The organism is Massilia arenae (assembly GCF_008014745.1).
GTDB classification, from domain to species: Bacteria; Pseudomonadota; Gammaproteobacteria; order Burkholderiales; family Burkholderiaceae_D; genus Telluria; species Telluria arenae.
In genome coordinates, this window is sequence record NZ_VPFD01000035.1 from 1 (window position 1) to 13,513 (window position 13,513).

14 protein-coding genes and 1 pseudogene are annotated in these 13,513 nt (G+C 65.5%); 3 read left to right on the forward strand and 12 right to left on the reverse strand.

All coding sequences use genetic code 11. The annotated features are described in order from the left end of the window. Together FVD38_RS23555 and FVD38_RS23560 are read left to right on the forward strand one after the other, a co-directional pair. A pseudogene (locus FVD38_RS23555) lies at window positions 1–207 on the forward strand (IS110 family RNA-guided transposase); the annotation flags it as partial. A gap of 92 nt (window positions 208–299) precedes the next feature. After that, complete coding sequence (locus FVD38_RS23560) at window positions 300–866, forward strand: DUF3617 domain-containing protein (RefSeq protein WP_147937041.1); 567 nt, start codon at window positions 300–302, stop codon at window positions 864–866. On the opposite strand, the gene FVD38_RS23565 is transcribed toward FVD38_RS23560, so the two are convergent. From FVD38_RS23565 to FVD38_RS23575, 3 genes are all read right to left on the reverse strand, one after another. Beyond that, entirely contained in the window at window positions 863–1,252 is a 390-nt protein-coding gene (locus FVD38_RS23565; protein ID WP_147937042.1) for a hypothetical protein, read from the reverse strand. The two genes, FVD38_RS23560 and FVD38_RS23565, sit on opposite strands and share 4 nt — an antisense overlap. A gap of 34 nt (window positions 1,253–1,286) precedes the next feature. After that, complete coding sequence (locus tag FVD38_RS23570) at window positions 1,287–2,423, reverse strand: branched-chain amino acid ABC transporter substrate-binding protein (RefSeq protein WP_147937043.1); 1,137 nt, start codon at window positions 2,421–2,423, stop codon at window positions 1,287–1,289. 181 nt (window positions 2,424–2,604) lie between these two features. After that, the gene (locus FVD38_RS23575; RefSeq protein WP_147937044.1) at window positions 2,605–3,636 is read right to left on the reverse strand and encodes a CHAD domain-containing protein; all 1,032 of its coding nucleotides are present in this window, start codon (window positions 3,634–3,636) and stop codon (window positions 2,605–2,607) included. Between the two features lie 210 nt (window positions 3,637–3,846). Here FVD38_RS23575 and FVD38_RS23580 point away from each other — a divergent pair, with 210 nt between their 5' ends. Then, the gene (locus FVD38_RS23580) at window positions 3,847–5,028 is read left to right on the forward strand and encodes an L-dopachrome tautomerase-related protein (protein WP_222706963.1); all 1,182 of its coding nucleotides are present in this window, start codon (window positions 3,847–3,849) and stop codon (window positions 5,026–5,028) included. Window positions 5,029–5,030: 2 nt separating this feature from the next. On the opposite strand, the gene FVD38_RS23585 is transcribed toward FVD38_RS23580, so the two are convergent. The 9 genes from FVD38_RS23585 to folD form a co-directional block, all read right to left on the reverse strand. Beyond that, window positions 5,031–5,732 (reverse strand): SIMPL domain-containing protein, encoded by a 702-nt coding sequence (locus FVD38_RS23585; RefSeq protein WP_147937045.1) that lies wholly within the window; start codon window positions 5,730–5,732, stop codon window positions 5,031–5,033. A gap of 108 nt (window positions 5,733–5,840) precedes the next feature. Beyond that, entirely contained in the window at window positions 5,841–6,290 is a 450-nt protein-coding gene (locus FVD38_RS26985; RefSeq protein ID WP_229493953.1) for an FAD-dependent monooxygenase, read from the reverse strand. Then, a complete protein-coding gene (locus tag FVD38_RS26990) occupies window positions 6,224–6,664 on the reverse strand; it encodes an FAD-dependent oxidoreductase (protein ID WP_229493961.1) in 441 nt (146 codons plus the stop codon). Before FVD38_RS26990 ends, FVD38_RS26985 begins: the two co-directional genes overlap by 67 nt. Window positions 6,665–6,788: 124 nt before the next feature. Then, complete coding sequence (locus FVD38_RS23595; protein ID WP_147937046.1) at window positions 6,789–8,948, reverse strand: NHL repeat-containing protein; 2,160 nt, start codon at window positions 8,946–8,948, stop codon at window positions 6,789–6,791. 94 nt (window positions 8,949–9,042) lie between these two features. Further along, a complete protein-coding gene (locus FVD38_RS23600; protein ID WP_109346568.1) occupies window positions 9,043–9,375 on the reverse strand; it encodes an H-NS histone family protein in 333 nt (110 codons plus the stop codon). A 144-nt stretch (window positions 9,376–9,519) separates the two neighbouring features. Further along, window positions 9,520–9,957 carry a DUF2486 family protein gene (locus FVD38_RS23605; protein WP_147937047.1) on the reverse strand — a complete coding sequence of 146 codons (438 nt, stop codon included), beginning with the start codon at window positions 9,955–9,957 and terminating at the stop codon, window positions 9,520–9,522. Continuing rightward, window positions 9,954–10,379, reverse strand: a complete 426-nt coding sequence (locus tag FVD38_RS23610) for a DNA polymerase III subunit chi (RefSeq protein ID WP_123071830.1) — start codon at window positions 10,377–10,379, stop codon at window positions 9,954–9,956. The genes FVD38_RS23605 and FVD38_RS23610 overlap by 4 nt, the downstream gene beginning before the upstream one ends. A 65-nt stretch (window positions 10,380–10,444) precedes the next feature. Then, on the reverse strand, window positions 10,445–12,517 hold the full coding sequence (locus FVD38_RS23615) for a M3 family metallopeptidase (protein WP_147937048.1): 2,073 nt from the start codon (window positions 12,515–12,517) through the stop codon (window positions 10,445–10,447). A 65-nt stretch (window positions 12,518–12,582) separates the two neighbouring features. Further along, window positions 12,583–13,443: a bifunctional methylenetetrahydrofolate dehydrogenase/methenyltetrahydrofolate cyclohydrolase FolD gene (folD, locus tag FVD38_RS23620; RefSeq protein ID WP_147937049.1), complete on the reverse strand. Its 861-nt coding sequence runs from the start codon at window positions 13,441–13,443 to the stop codon at window positions 12,583–12,585. Window positions 13,444–13,513 lie beyond the last annotated feature (70 nt).

Sequence of the window (13,513 nt, forward strand, 5' to 3'; positions counted from 1 at the left end):
TTCATGCCGAGCATGGTCGCACGCCGCCACAACCCTATCCTTCGTCAATTTGCCGAACGCCTTCTAGCGAACGGCATGGCCAAGCGAGCGGTGATCAGCGCCGTTACACACAAGCTGGCGCACCTGATCTATGGCGTCATTCGAACCGGCAAGCCATTTGACGCCAATTATCTTCACAAAAATCTTGCAATCCAAGACGGTATCTGACCCTAATGGGATTGGGCGCGAAAGGGGCGCGTCTGCGTGCGCGGCTGTAGAGTCAGGTCGGCTACACTGGGGGCCAACCACCAGGAGCGACTATGAGCATGATTCGAACCGCACGCATCGCAGTTAGTATCGCCACCTTGTGCGCAACGAATGCGTTTGCGCAGCAAGTCAATATCAAGCCTGGGCTGTGGCAGATCGACATGACCCTGCCTGGCCAGGGAGGGGGCAATCAGATGGCGGGCATCGCCGCGCTGATGAAGAATCAGATGGCCTCGATGTCGCCGGCTCAGCGCGCGGAGATACAGAAAAGGCTGGGCGCTAGTGGCACGGAATTCACGGACGATGGACTGCGCACCAAGCAGTGCATCACGAAAGAGGACATCGCGAAGTTCGACGTATTTGGTAAAAAAGGTCCTGATGGCTGCACCAGGAATGCGACCCCCGCCGCGGGCGGCATGAATGTCAGCATGCAGTGCACCCAGCCGCAAATGAAAATCGATGCCATCGTGAAGACCCCGAGCGAGACGGCCTATACCTTCGACTCGACTGCCACCGTGGCCGGTCCGAACGGTATGATGGTGACCCAGAAAACCAGCGGCACGGGTAAATGGCTGGGTAGCGACTGCGGCAGTGTGGCGCGGGTGTCTGGCGAGGGCTAAGTGTCTATCGCGGGCAAGGCCGTCGGCGGCACCTCGTCGGGCGAGAAGAACAGCCAGTCGTGGTTGCCCAGGCTGATGCCGATCCCGGCCACCTGGAAATGGCTGGCCAGGTCGGGCGTGAAGAAAATCTGCGGCGCGTCGTCGTAGGCGGCGCCGGCCAGCATCACCAGCAGGGTCGAGCCGCCCGCGTCGATCGTCAGCGCCATCTCGTTGAGCATGGCGATGCGTCCGCGGCCCGACTGCACCAGGCCGCCGAGCGACCTGGCATAGACGAAGCACAGCGACGTGGCCTCGTCATGCCAGGCGCGCAGGCGCGCCGCGATGTCGCCGCCGCCATGCGTGGAAGATTGTCGGACCAGTTGCTGCGGTGCGGCCAGGATGCCCATCGGTCTTCTCCACGAAAGTGTGGCGGCGTGACGATCAGCGGATCACGTCCATCCGCGTGCGCTTGCCGCCCTTGTAGGTGTACAGCGTCAGCGCCCCATCGAGGATGTCGCCCGACGGATCGAACTGGATGGTGCCGGTCACGCCCTCGTACTTGATCTTCTTGAGCTCGGGCAGGTACTTCGCCGGCTCGGCCGATTTCGCCTTCTGCATTGCCGCCGCCATCACCATCACCGAGTCATACACATACGGCGCATACAGCTGCACCTCGAGCCCTGTCTTTTGCTTGAAGCGATTGCGGAAGTCGGTCATCACCTGCTCTTGCGCGCCTTTCACGCCGCCCGCTTCGGCGCACACGACCTTGTCTTCGCCGACCGCGTCGCCGGCCAGGCGGCCCAGCGCCGTGGTGCACATGCCGTCGCCGCCCATGAAGCGGGCATTGATGCCGAGCGCCTTCATCTGCTTGAGCATCGGGCCGGCTACCGCGTCCATGCCGCCGAAGAAGACCAGGTCGGGCTTCTTGGCGCGGATGGCGGTGAGGATGGCGGTGAAGTCGGTGGCAGTGGCGCTGGTGAACTGCTTGTCGACGATGCGCACGCCCGGCCCCTTGGCGGCCTTCGCGAATTCGGCGGCCACGCCCTGGCCGTAGGTGGTGCGGTCGTCGATGACGGCGATGTTCTTGACCTTGAGCGTCTCGACCGCATACTTGCCGAGGGTGCCGCCCAGCTTGGCGTCGTTGGCGACCACGCGGAACACGCCCGGGAATTTCTGTTTGGTGAACTGGGTCGCGGTGGTGGCCGGCGACACCTGCACCAGGCCGGCGTTGTGATAGATGCGCGAGGCCGGCACGCTGGTGCCGGAGTTCAGGTGGCCGACCACGCCGTTGACCTTGGCGTCGACCAGTTTCTGCGCCACCGCCGTGCCTTGCTTCGGATCGCTGGCGTCGTCCTCGGCCAGCAGCTGCAGGGTGACCTTCTGGCCGTTGATCGTGAAGCCCTTGGCGTTGAGTTCATCGATCGCCATGCGCGCCGCATTTTCGTTGTCCTTGCCGAGGTGGGAATTGGGGCCGGAGACCGGTCCCACATGGCCGATCTTGACGATCTGCTGGGCGCCGGCGCCGGAGGCGGCGGTCAGGGCAATGGCGAACGCGATGGGCTTGCTGATGAACCGCATGGACGGGCTCCGAAGTAGGGTGGTGGACGTGGCAGATCTGAAATTGCAGAGCAACGTTACCGCAAATACCAGGCTTCGGAAAGCGATAAATACAGGGCCGCCGCGGGCCGCACCCGGGCGGTGCGGCGGCGCCGGAAGGTGGTGCGGCGGCGGCCGCCTGGCGCGCCGCCGCGGGGCAGGATCAGCGCGTGATGCGGCGCTTGGCGACGTCCGCCAGCGTCTTCGCCAGGCCCTGGGCGTCGGCCTCGCTGCTGGCGGCCATGTAGCCGCGCACGTAGGCGGCCTGCTTGGCGACCTGGCTGCTGCCGCCCTTGAGTTCCTCGAGCAGGTGGTCGGCCACCGCCATGTCGTTCAGGAGGCCAAGGCGGTCCTGCAGCTTTTCCAGGTGGCCGACATAGCGCTTGACGCGGCGCGCCGGCAGCAGGTCGCGGAAGAATTCGGCCGCGTAGCGCGCCTTCTTGGCGGCGATGCGCACCCGGTGGCGGCCCGGCGCGTCGCCGTCGTCCAGGCCATCGATGCGTTTGGCCAGGCGCTTCTCGGCCTTGCGCAGCAAGGGCAGGGCGGCCCTTGCGGCGCGCTCGGCCAGGGGCGAATCCTTGTCCAGCGTGGCCTCGGGACGCCAGCGGCGTTCGCCGAGCCATTCGTTCAGCTGCGTCATCAGCTCGACGTAGCGCGGCTCGCGCAGCACATTCAGGATGTGCGCGTGGTGCGCGTTCGCCCGTTCGTGCGCGGCCTGGCGCAGCGCCGTCGAGTCGAAGCCCTGGACCCGGTCGAGGGTGGAGTCGGCCAGCACGTCCCAGTCGCGCGCCGGTCCCAGTTCGCCGGATAGCCATTCGATGTCGGCGTGCAGGGCGACCGGCGGCGCGGCCAGGTCCTCGAACATGGCAAGCAGCGCGCGCAGGCGGCGCAGGCCGACCCGCATCTGGTGCAGGCTTTCGACGTTTTGCTTGCCCACGCCCGGCAGGTTCGCTTCGATCTGCTGGACGCAATTGAGGCCGATGGACTGGAAGGCGTCTTCCAGCGTCATGCGCCCGCGCAGGCGCACCGGTTCGGCCTTGACCGGGCGGATCGGTTCTTCCTTCGGCAAAGGTTGATCCTGCTGGGGTTCGGGTGGCGCCACCGCTGCGGCCTGCTGCGGGACTTGCTGTTCGGTCGGCGCGATGGCCACGTCTTTGCCTTGCGGCGCCAGTTTTTCTTTCTGTTGCTTACTCATGCTGGTTCCTTTCACGGTAGACAAGCGCAGCGGCAAGGTGGATCGCAAAGAGGCCTGTGTCGATTTTCACTGCAGGCGTGAAAGTGCTACCCACTCCGCTGGCTGTTTCGCTGCCACGAGAAATCCTATGCTTCTCCCGACAACGAGCTGGACAAATCGATCATACGCCGATGAACCGTCCAGCCCACCCATACATGACAGGATAATGACATGATGCATCCAAAGACCCTCGCGCGCTTGTACGCCGTTGTTGCTACCGCTACCGCGATCGCCATCGCCGTCCCGGGCGCGGCCCACGCGGCGACGGCCGCCGCACCCATCCCGACTGTCGGCCAGCTCGAACACGTGGCCGCCTTCGACGGCCCGATGCCCACCGGCGTCACGGTGGCTGAAGGCAACCGTATCTTCGTGAACTTCCCGCGCTGGGGCGATGACGTGCCCTATACGGTGGCGGAAATCCGCGACGGCAGGCCGGTTCCGTATCCCGACGCCGCCATCAACCGCGCCGACCCGGACGATCCGGCCCGCAGCCTAATCAGCGTGCAAAGCGTGGTCGCCGATGGCCAGGGACGCCTGTGGATCCTGGACACCGCCGCACCGGGCTTCGCCGCGCCGAGGCCGGGCGGCGCCAAGCTGGTGGCGGTCGACCTCAAGACCGACAAGGTGGTCAGGACGGTGGTGTTTCCGCCCGAGGTGATCCTGCCTAGCACCTACGTCAACGACGTGCGTTTCGATTTTCGCGTAGGCGCCGAGGGCGTGGCCTATGTGACCGATTCGTCGCTGAGCGGGCCGGGCGCCATCATCGTGCTCGACCTGGCCACCGACAAGGCGCAGCGCCGCCTGCAAGGGGATCGCTCCACCTCGGCCGATCCGCGCTTCGTGCCGCGCGTGGAAGGCCGTGTCTTGCAGAGCCGTGCGGCCGATGGCAAGACGGCGCCGTTCCGGGTGGCGTCGGATGGCATCGCGCTCTCGCCCGACGGTGAAACCCTGTATTTCAGCCCGCTCTCTAGCCGTCATGGCTATGCGGTGGCCACGCGCCTGTTGCGCGATCCGGCAGTCAGCGAGGAGAAGCTGGCGCGGGCCGTGCGCGACCTGGGCGAGAAGGGTGCGTCCGACGGGCTGGAGACCGATGCCGCCGGCAACCTGTACGCGACCGACTACGAGAACAATGCGATCCGCCGCCTGGAAGCCGATGGCAGCTGGCGCACCATTGCGCAAAGCCCCGAGCTGCTGTGGCCCGATACGCTGTCCGCCGGTCCGGATGGCTACCTGTACGTCACCGCCAACCAGCTGCACCGCCAGGCCGGCTTCAACGGCGGCAAGGACTTGCGCGCCAAGCCATACCGGCTGCTGCGCATGAAGATCGGGCATGGGCCGGCGCCGACGCGTTGAGGTTACTTACCTATGCGATAGATCACGTCCACGACCTGCACCAGCTTCTGCACCGTCACCAGCAGCGGATCCCCCGGCGTGGACACCGGGCTGTAACGTGGCCCGTCAGTGGCCAGTCCCATCGCGTTCGACAGGTTCTTGAGCGGCGCCAGCGCCACGCCGTTCGCCGCTCCCAGCCTGGCGCCGATGCCGCGCGCGATGTTCTGCGCCTTCAGGCGCGCCGCGCCCAGGGCCTGGCTCACCAGTTCGGCCTCGATCTTGTCGGCGTCGCTGCGGCTGAAGGCGACCGCCAGCGACTCGACGTTCGGCGTCGTCATCAGGGCCTGGATCAGCGCCGTCCACCCTTCCAGATTGCGCACCGTGGCGTGGACCGCGGCGCGGGTCTCGATCGCCTGTACCGTATCGCCTTGCTTGAGCGGACGGCGCAGCAGATCCTGCACCGAGATGTCCTCGACCGCGACGCCATGCTGCGCGAGCAGCGCGCGGCTGGCCTCGAGCCGTTCGCTGACCAGCTTCCAGGCCGCTTCCAGGTCGGGGTCCAGGCTGACGATCTCGAAATCGATCTCGCCCACGTCCGGCATCACGTGCAGGTTGGCGGCGGCGTTCACGTGGATGAAGGGATAGTTCGGCAGGTCGGCCGCTTGGGCGGGGGCGAATGCAGTGCAGGAAGCGATGGCGAATGTGGCGGCGAGTTTCTTCAGCATGACGGTCCTTGTGATGGCGGGACGGCTCCCGGTGACGGTCAGCTTAGGTTATCTAGACATTGATGTCTAGAAGTGATGATATTTCATGCCGGACGGGTAGATCGACCGTCAGTCGCAGAAGCGCCGGTAGGCGCGGTCGCGGAAGTAGTGTGCGAGGGCGTCCGGCCCGCGGCCCGGATCGCACAGCGCGATGTGGCCGTCCGGCCGCACGAGATACTGGGCGTTGCGTGCGAAGCCGGCTGCTTCATGGCGCAGGGTCCAGGCGAATTCGCGCATGGGCATGCCGTGCAGCAGGCACCAGGCGCGCAGGCCGTCGCCGGCCTCGCCATAAACCTGCACCTGCCAGTCGATCTTCTCCAGCGGCGCGTGGTTGTCCACGCCATCTGCCTCGACCCAGGGCAACCGGTCGCCGGCCTTGATGCTCCCAGCGCTGCCGGTGCTGAGCGGGCTGTCGTGGTAGCTGATCGTGATCTGCGAGACGATCTTGAAGATCAGTTCGCGCACCGCGTCGACGCCATAGGCGACCGTGGCGAACAGGGGAGCGATGCGGGTGCGCACGAAGTCGGCGGCGCCACCACATAGTCTTTACGGTCCTCGAAGGCGACCAGCTCGACCGGCCGCTGGACCTGGACCCCGGCCTGCCCGAGATGGCGCAGCAGCAGCCGCTCGTGCAGGTCTTGCGGATACACCAGCACGAAGGGGTAGGGCGTGAGCTTTTCGCCGGCGTCCTGGAGCGACAGGCGCGCGCGGCGCTTGCCGCGCACCCACATATTGAGGGCGATATTGCGCTTGCCGGCGGCGACCGTTTCGTCGGCCAGGCCGAGCTGGCGGTACAGCTCAAGGGTGCGCGCCTGGATCGCCATCGCGCGCGAGGTCGTGCCCGGCTGCGCCGCCTTATCGACGACCGCGACCTTGACGCCCTGGCGCGCCAGTCACAGGGCCAGCACCAGGCCGGTCGGCCCCGCGCCGGCGATGAGCACGTCGTACCTGTCCACGGCCCCCTCCTTCATCCGTCCTACTCAGATGCCGGCGTGGCGCAATGGTTCCATGGGCGCTCTACTCCACTTCGAAGGCCAGGTCGCGCCCCTCCTGCGCCAGATTGCCGGCGAAGTCGGCGGCGTGGATGCGCAGGGTGTAGCGGCCGGGGGCGAGCTCGCCGATGCGCCAGCTGCCGGTCTCGATCTCGCCGTCCTGCAGGCGGTTGTTGAGCGCGTAGTCGAACTGGGTCGACTTGCTGCCGTAGACCGTGATGCCGCTGGTCGGCGCATAGACGGCCTTGACGGCGTCCTGGTTGCGCGGCAGGCGGTCGAAGACCTGGGTGATGAGCGGCTGCTCGAAGCCGGCGAGCGGCGTGCCGTCGGCGCCCAGCAGCTGGTAGCCCAGCTTGTACAGGCCGAGCTTGCGGCGCGCCAGGTTGCCGTTCACCTGGTCGTAGGCGTTGACCACCACCTGGATGTCGCCCAGGCTGCGGGTCAACAGGATCGGCTGGCCCTTCTTCGCCGTGATGCGCTTGCCGGCGCCGTCGTACAGCGCGATGCGCTGGATGTAGGGCGGGACGGTGTCGGTAAAGCCCGTGAAGGGAAGTGTGAGCGGATTGACCACCGTGCCGCCCTGGTAGTAATCCAGGTGGACGTGGGCCATGGCATTGATGGTGCCGAGCGCATCGCCCACCGCGAAACGGGTACCGCGCGGCACGCGCACGCGTTCAGCTTTACCTTTGGCGTCGCGCAGGATCTGGAAGCGCGGATCGAGCGGCCGGCCCTGCGGGTCGCGGCCGACGCGCATGTGGATGTACGAGAGCGGGCCCAGGCTCAGGCCTTCGCTGAGCGTGTTGAAACCCCAGTTGGCATGCGGGTCGGTCACTTTCGACGGGAATACCGCCAGCACCTTCGCGCCGACGTCGGCGCGCACGTCCAGGCCGGCGTGGAAATGGTGGCGGCTGTCGCCGTTGTAGGCGCCGCGCACCTCGCCCATCACGCCGACGACTTCATGCACCATGTCTTGTGGGCCGACCGGCCAGGGCATCGGTTCGGTGCGCGTGACGAGCGCCGGCCGCGCCAGTACCGGCGCCGCTTCGCCCTCGCGCGGCGCCGCTTCGCCCTCGCGCGGCGGCGCCAGCCGGTGCACGCGGTGGGCACTGGCGTCGGCCACCACCAGGGTGCCGTCGCGGCCGACCGCGATGCCGCGCGGGCCGTACAGTTGCACCGTGCCGTCGCTGCCGAAGCCGTTCGGATCGAGTGGGCGGTCGACGTCCTGCAGCGGGCGCATTTCGCCTTGCGGCGTCAGTTGCAGGATGCGGCCGCCAGAACTGGCGGCGATGTACAGGTAGCCGTCGCGCGTGAGCGCCAGGCCCGCCGGGCGCCGCAGCGGTGGGCGGATCTCGCCCTCGAGCGGAATCGCCAGCGTGTCGACCGTGCCGTCGGGCTTGATGCGGCGCACCGCGTGGTTGCCGGTGTCGGCCACGTACAGCGTGCCGTCGCGGCCCGCCGCCAGCGCGCTCGGGGTGTCGAAGCCGGCGTCGAGCAGCGCGCCGTCCAGCAGGCCGGGTTTCCCATTCCCGGCCAGCGTGGTCACCGTGCCATCGGGCGCGATGCGGCGGATGCGGTCGTTGTAGGTGTCGGCCACGTAGACGATGCCGGCGTCGTCCACCGCGACGCCGACCGGGCCGTTGAACTGGGCCGCACGGCCCACGCCATCCAGGTAGCCGGGGCTGCCGCTGCCGGCCACCGTGGTCACCGTGCCGTCGGGCGCCACCTTGCGGATCGCATGATTGCCGGTGTCGGCCACGTACAGATTGCCTTCATGGTCGAGCGCCAGGGCGGACGGGGTGTGGAAGGCAGCCGCCGCGCCGATGCCGTCGGCAAAACCTTCCTTGCCGCCGGCCAGGGTCGAGACCGCGCCGTCGGGCTGGACCAGGCGGATGCGGTTGGCTTCGCCCCCGTCGGCGACGTAGACCGCGCCGCGCGGGCCGATGGCCACGCCGTACGGGTCGCTGAAGCGGCTGGCGCTGGCCGGCCCGTCGATCACGCCGTCGCGGCCGTCGCCCGCCAGCAGGCTCACGCGCGCCGGCCAGAATGGCGTGGTCTTCGCGATGGGCGGCGTCAGGATGGCCAGGGCGCCGGGGCGTTGTTCGATGGTATCGGTAAAGTAGACGGCCGTGCCGATGGCCAGGATGGCGGCGCCCACGAGCGCGGCAATGAGGGGAGTTCGTTTCACGAGACGCAGGAGAGGATGCTTAAATGCATGTGGGGTGGACGGCAGCGCCGACTACGCGCCCCGGTCCACCCCACGCGGAATGATCTGAAAAGGCTCAGATACGCAGATCGTCGAGCGACTTGCCCTTGCCCAGCGCTTCGACTACCCATTTCGGCTGGCGGCCGCGGCCGGTCCAGGTCTGGGAGTTGTCAGCCGGGTTGTGGTATTGGGGATTCACCTTGGCGCCGCTGCCCGCTTTCTTGCTTTTGCCAGTGCCCTTGGCCAGCAATTCTTCCACCGAGATTCCCATATTCTGGGCGATCTCGAGAATCTGCTCACGCGCTTTCTTGACGTCTTGCTGCTGGCGGTTTTTGATCTCCTTTTCGATATCGAATTGAAGTCCCTTCAGCTCGGCGAGGTTATAACCCGACAGATCGATGTTTGCCATTTTGTTTCATCCTTGATTAGGTGATTCGATTCGTTTCGAAGTGCCGCGCAGGGATTTTACTATTTAATCGTCAAATATGAATGACAATCGTGCGCGGGGTGATGTCGAATCAAATCCCATGGCAAATTATTAATGCATATGGGGTTATTTTCCCAGGGTCTGGAGATGGGCAATTTCTTGTGAAACGGCGCGGGTCACGACCTGGTCCAGCGATTGATGCAGGCTTGTACGAATTTCGGCCGAAAACCCCGCCATCGCTTTATCCACCGCTTCGGCGATGCCATCGCGCAGCCGCTGTTCGAGCACGAAATCAATCCGGCCCTGCAATTGCTGCAGCACGCGTTCGGTGAGTCGGCGTTCCATGACGCTCCACTGCTCGCCGCTCCAGCGGTCGGCGGCCCGCCGTTCCAGGGCTTCCGGGGTATCCGCGTCGTCGTCGCTGGCGCTCGTTTCCGTCGTGATGGCGACTGCCGCAACAGCAGCGGGAGCAGCCGACGCCACTGGCGCGGCCGGCGCCGGCGAGTCGGCGACGACCTCGGTCAATACGGGAATGCTGGTATCGAAAGCGGGATCCTGGTTCATGTCTGTCCTGCGACGAAGTGGGTCAATGGATAGGATTGCTTTTTATAAGCGACATAGCGTTTGCGTCCTTCGGCGGCATCGTCTTCATCGGTCGAAATGATTTCGAACACGCGCGCGAATTGCGCGAAATTGTTCGGCGTGCGGCGCGTGAGGTTTACCAGCATATCGTGGTGCGGCAGCGTCGCGTCTTCATTATCGGTAATCACGATCGGCGTTTGCGGCGCCAGCGGATCGTCGGCCAGCACGTGCGGAATGAAATCGGTATCCCCCACATTCCACAGCGCCGCATTCAATGCCTCGGCTTGCTCAGTGCTTTCTGCCAGCACCACGACTTTGGCGCGTGAGCCATATGCCTTGCGCGCCAGCCGGCAGGCATAGGACAGCTTATCTGGGATATTCGTGTGGAAGTCGATCCGGGTCATGGCATCACTAAAAAGAGGAGGGCTTTCGCCCTCCGGTGCAGTTTCCTGCTCAGTTTTCCAAATGATCAGGCATTCATGCCGCTATGGCGCAAGAGAGCGTCGATCGAAGGTTCGCGGCCGCGGAAGGCCTTGAACGATTCAAGCGCGGGACGCGAGCCGCCCACGGCGAGGATCTCGCGATGGAAGCGGCGGCCGGTCTCGAACAGGTCGGCCCCGCCTTCGACGGCTTCTTCGAATGCGGCATAAGCGTCGGCGGACAGCACCTCGGCCCACTTATAGCTGTAATAGCCGGCCGCATAGCCGCCCGCGAAGATATGGCTGAACGAATGCTGGAAGCGGTTGAACGACGGCGGCGTGATGACGGCGTAGTTGCGGCGGATATCGTCGACCAGGCTTTGCACTTCCTGGTTGTGCGGATCGAAATCGTAATGCAGGTGCATGTCGATCAGCGAGAACTCGACCTGGCGCAGGGTCTGCATCCCGGACTGGAAGTTCTTCGCCGCCAGCATCTTGTCGTACAGCGCGCGCGGCAGCGGCTCGCCGGTCTTGTAGTGCGCCGTCATCTGCTGCAGCTTGTCCCACTCCCAGCAGAAGTTCTCCATGAACTGCGACGGCAGCTCCACCGCATCCCATTCGACGCCCGAGATGCCGGCCACCGAAAGCTCTTCGACTTCGGTCAGCATATGGTGCAGGCCGTGGCCGAATTCGTGGAACAGCGTGGTCACTTCGTCGTGCGTGAACAGCGACGGCTGCAGCACGCCGTCCACCATCGCCGGCGGCGTGAAATTGCAGACCAGGTAGGCGACCGGCGTCTGCACCGTGCCGCCAGAGAGCAGGCGGCGGCCGCGCGCATCGTTCATCCAGGCGCCCTGCGCCTTGCCGGCGCGCGCATACGGATCGAGGTAGAACTGGCCGACCAGCCGGCCATTGCGCTCGATGCGGTAGAAGCGCACGTCCGGGTGCCACACGGGCGCGTCCTCGGGGATGACGTCGGCCTCGAACAGCTGGCGGATCACGCCGAACAGGCCTTGCACCACCTTATGTTCAGGGAAGTATTCCTTTACTTCCTGGGCCGAGAAGGCATAGCGCTTCTCGCGCAGCTTTTCGGAAGCGTAGGTGACGTCCCAGGATTGCAGTTCATCGATGCCAAGCTCGGTGCGCGCGAATTCGCGCAGCTCGGCCAGGTCTTTCTCGGCATACGGACGCGCGCGGCGCGCCAGGTCTTCGAGGAATTCGATCACGTGCTGCGGGCTCTGCGCCATCTTGGCCACCAGCGAGACGTCGGCGAAGCTGCCGTAGTCGAGCAGGCGCGCCTCTTCGTTGCGCAGCTTGAGCAGGTTGACGATGTTGGACGAGTTGTCCCACTTCTCGACTTCGGTGAACATGATGCCGGCATCCGACGCCTTGGTGGCGCTGGCGCGGTAGATCTTTTCGCGCAGCGCGCGGTTATCGGCGAATTGCAGCACCGGGAAGTAGGACGGGAAGTGCAGGGTGAACTGCCAGCCGCCCTTGCCATCGCGCTCGGCGGCGGCCTTCGCCGCTGCTTTTACATCGTCGGGCAGTCCGGCCAGTTCTTCTTCGTTCTCGACCACCAGCTTGTAGTCGTTGGTCGCGTCCAGCACGTTTTCCGAATAGCGCGTCGACAGCTGCGACTGCTGTTCCTGGATCTCGGCGAAGCGCGGCTTTTTATCTTCCGGCAGTTCGGCGCCGCCCAGGCGGAAGTCGCGCAGGGCGTTTTCGACGATGCGCTGGCGCACAGGATTGAGATTGCCCCAGTGCGGGCCGTTGCGCAGCTGCTTGTATTTGGTGAACAGCGCCTCGTTCTGGCCGATGGCGGTGGAGAACTCCACGACTTTCGGCTGGTTCTCGTTATAGGTGGCGCGCAGTTCGGGCGTGTCCACCACGTGGTTCAGGTGGCCGACCACGCCCCAGGCGCGGCCCAGGCGTTCGCTGGCGTCGTCGAGCGGGGCCAGGGTGTCCCAGGTGACGTCGTCGACCGGGGCTTCGAGTTGCGCCACCACGGCATTCGCATCCGCGATCAGCTGTTCGATGGCGGGCGTGACGTGTTCGGGCTTGATCGCGTCGAAACGCGGCAGGCCGGAAAAGTCGAGGAGGGGATTGCTGGCATCTAGCGTCATCGTATTCCTTCCAGAGATTCGTAAGTCGGTGGTGCCGCCGATCGCCCGCCTCGACGGGCCTGGGTTCAAGCCTGTTTGGCCAGTTCGCGTTCGGCCGACTCCACCGTGTTCTGCAACAGCATGGTAATCGTCATCGGGCCCACGCCACCCGGCACCGGGGTGATGTGAGCGGCTACTTCCTTCACGCCGTCGAAGTCGACGTCGCCGCACAGCTTGCCGGCGTCGTCGCGGTTCATGCCGACGTCGATCACGATCGCGCCCGGCTTGACCATGTCGGCGGTCAGGGTATTGCGGCGGCCCACGGCGGCCACGATCACGTCGGCCTGGCGGGTGTGGTAGCCCAGGTCCGCGGTCGCGCTATGGCATATGGTCACGGTGGCGTTGGCTTGCAAGAGCAACATGCCCATTGGTTTGCCAACGGTGTTGCTGCGGCCGATCACGACGGCATGTTTGCCGCGCAGGTCGATGCCGGTGGTTTCGATCAGCTTCATGCAGCCGTACGGGGTGCAGGGGCGGAAACCTTCCAGGCCGGTCATCAGCTCGCCGGCCGACAGCACCGAATAGCCGTCGACGTCCTTGGCGGTCGAGATGGCCTCGATGACTTTCGATGGGTCGATATGCTTCGGCAGCGGCATCTGCACCAGGATGCCGTGGATCGCAGGGTCCACGTTCAATGCTGCAATGCGGTCGAGCAGGGCCGCTTCGGACAAGTCGGCCTCGTATTTCTCGAGCACCGAATGGAAGCCGACGTCGCCGCAGGCCTTCACCTTGTTGCGCACATAGACCTGGCTGGCCGGGTCTTCGCCGACCAGGATCACGGCCAAGCCGGGCTGTTTGCCGGCGGCGGTGAGTTTGGCGGCGCGCGCGGCGATATCTTCGCGCAGTTGTTTGGAAAGGAGAACTCCGTCGATCAGTTGTGCAGGCATGGTGAAGGCTCGTCGCTGGGCAAAAACAGAATTATACGACTCGGGCATGCAATCTCCTCCGTTCAGCCTA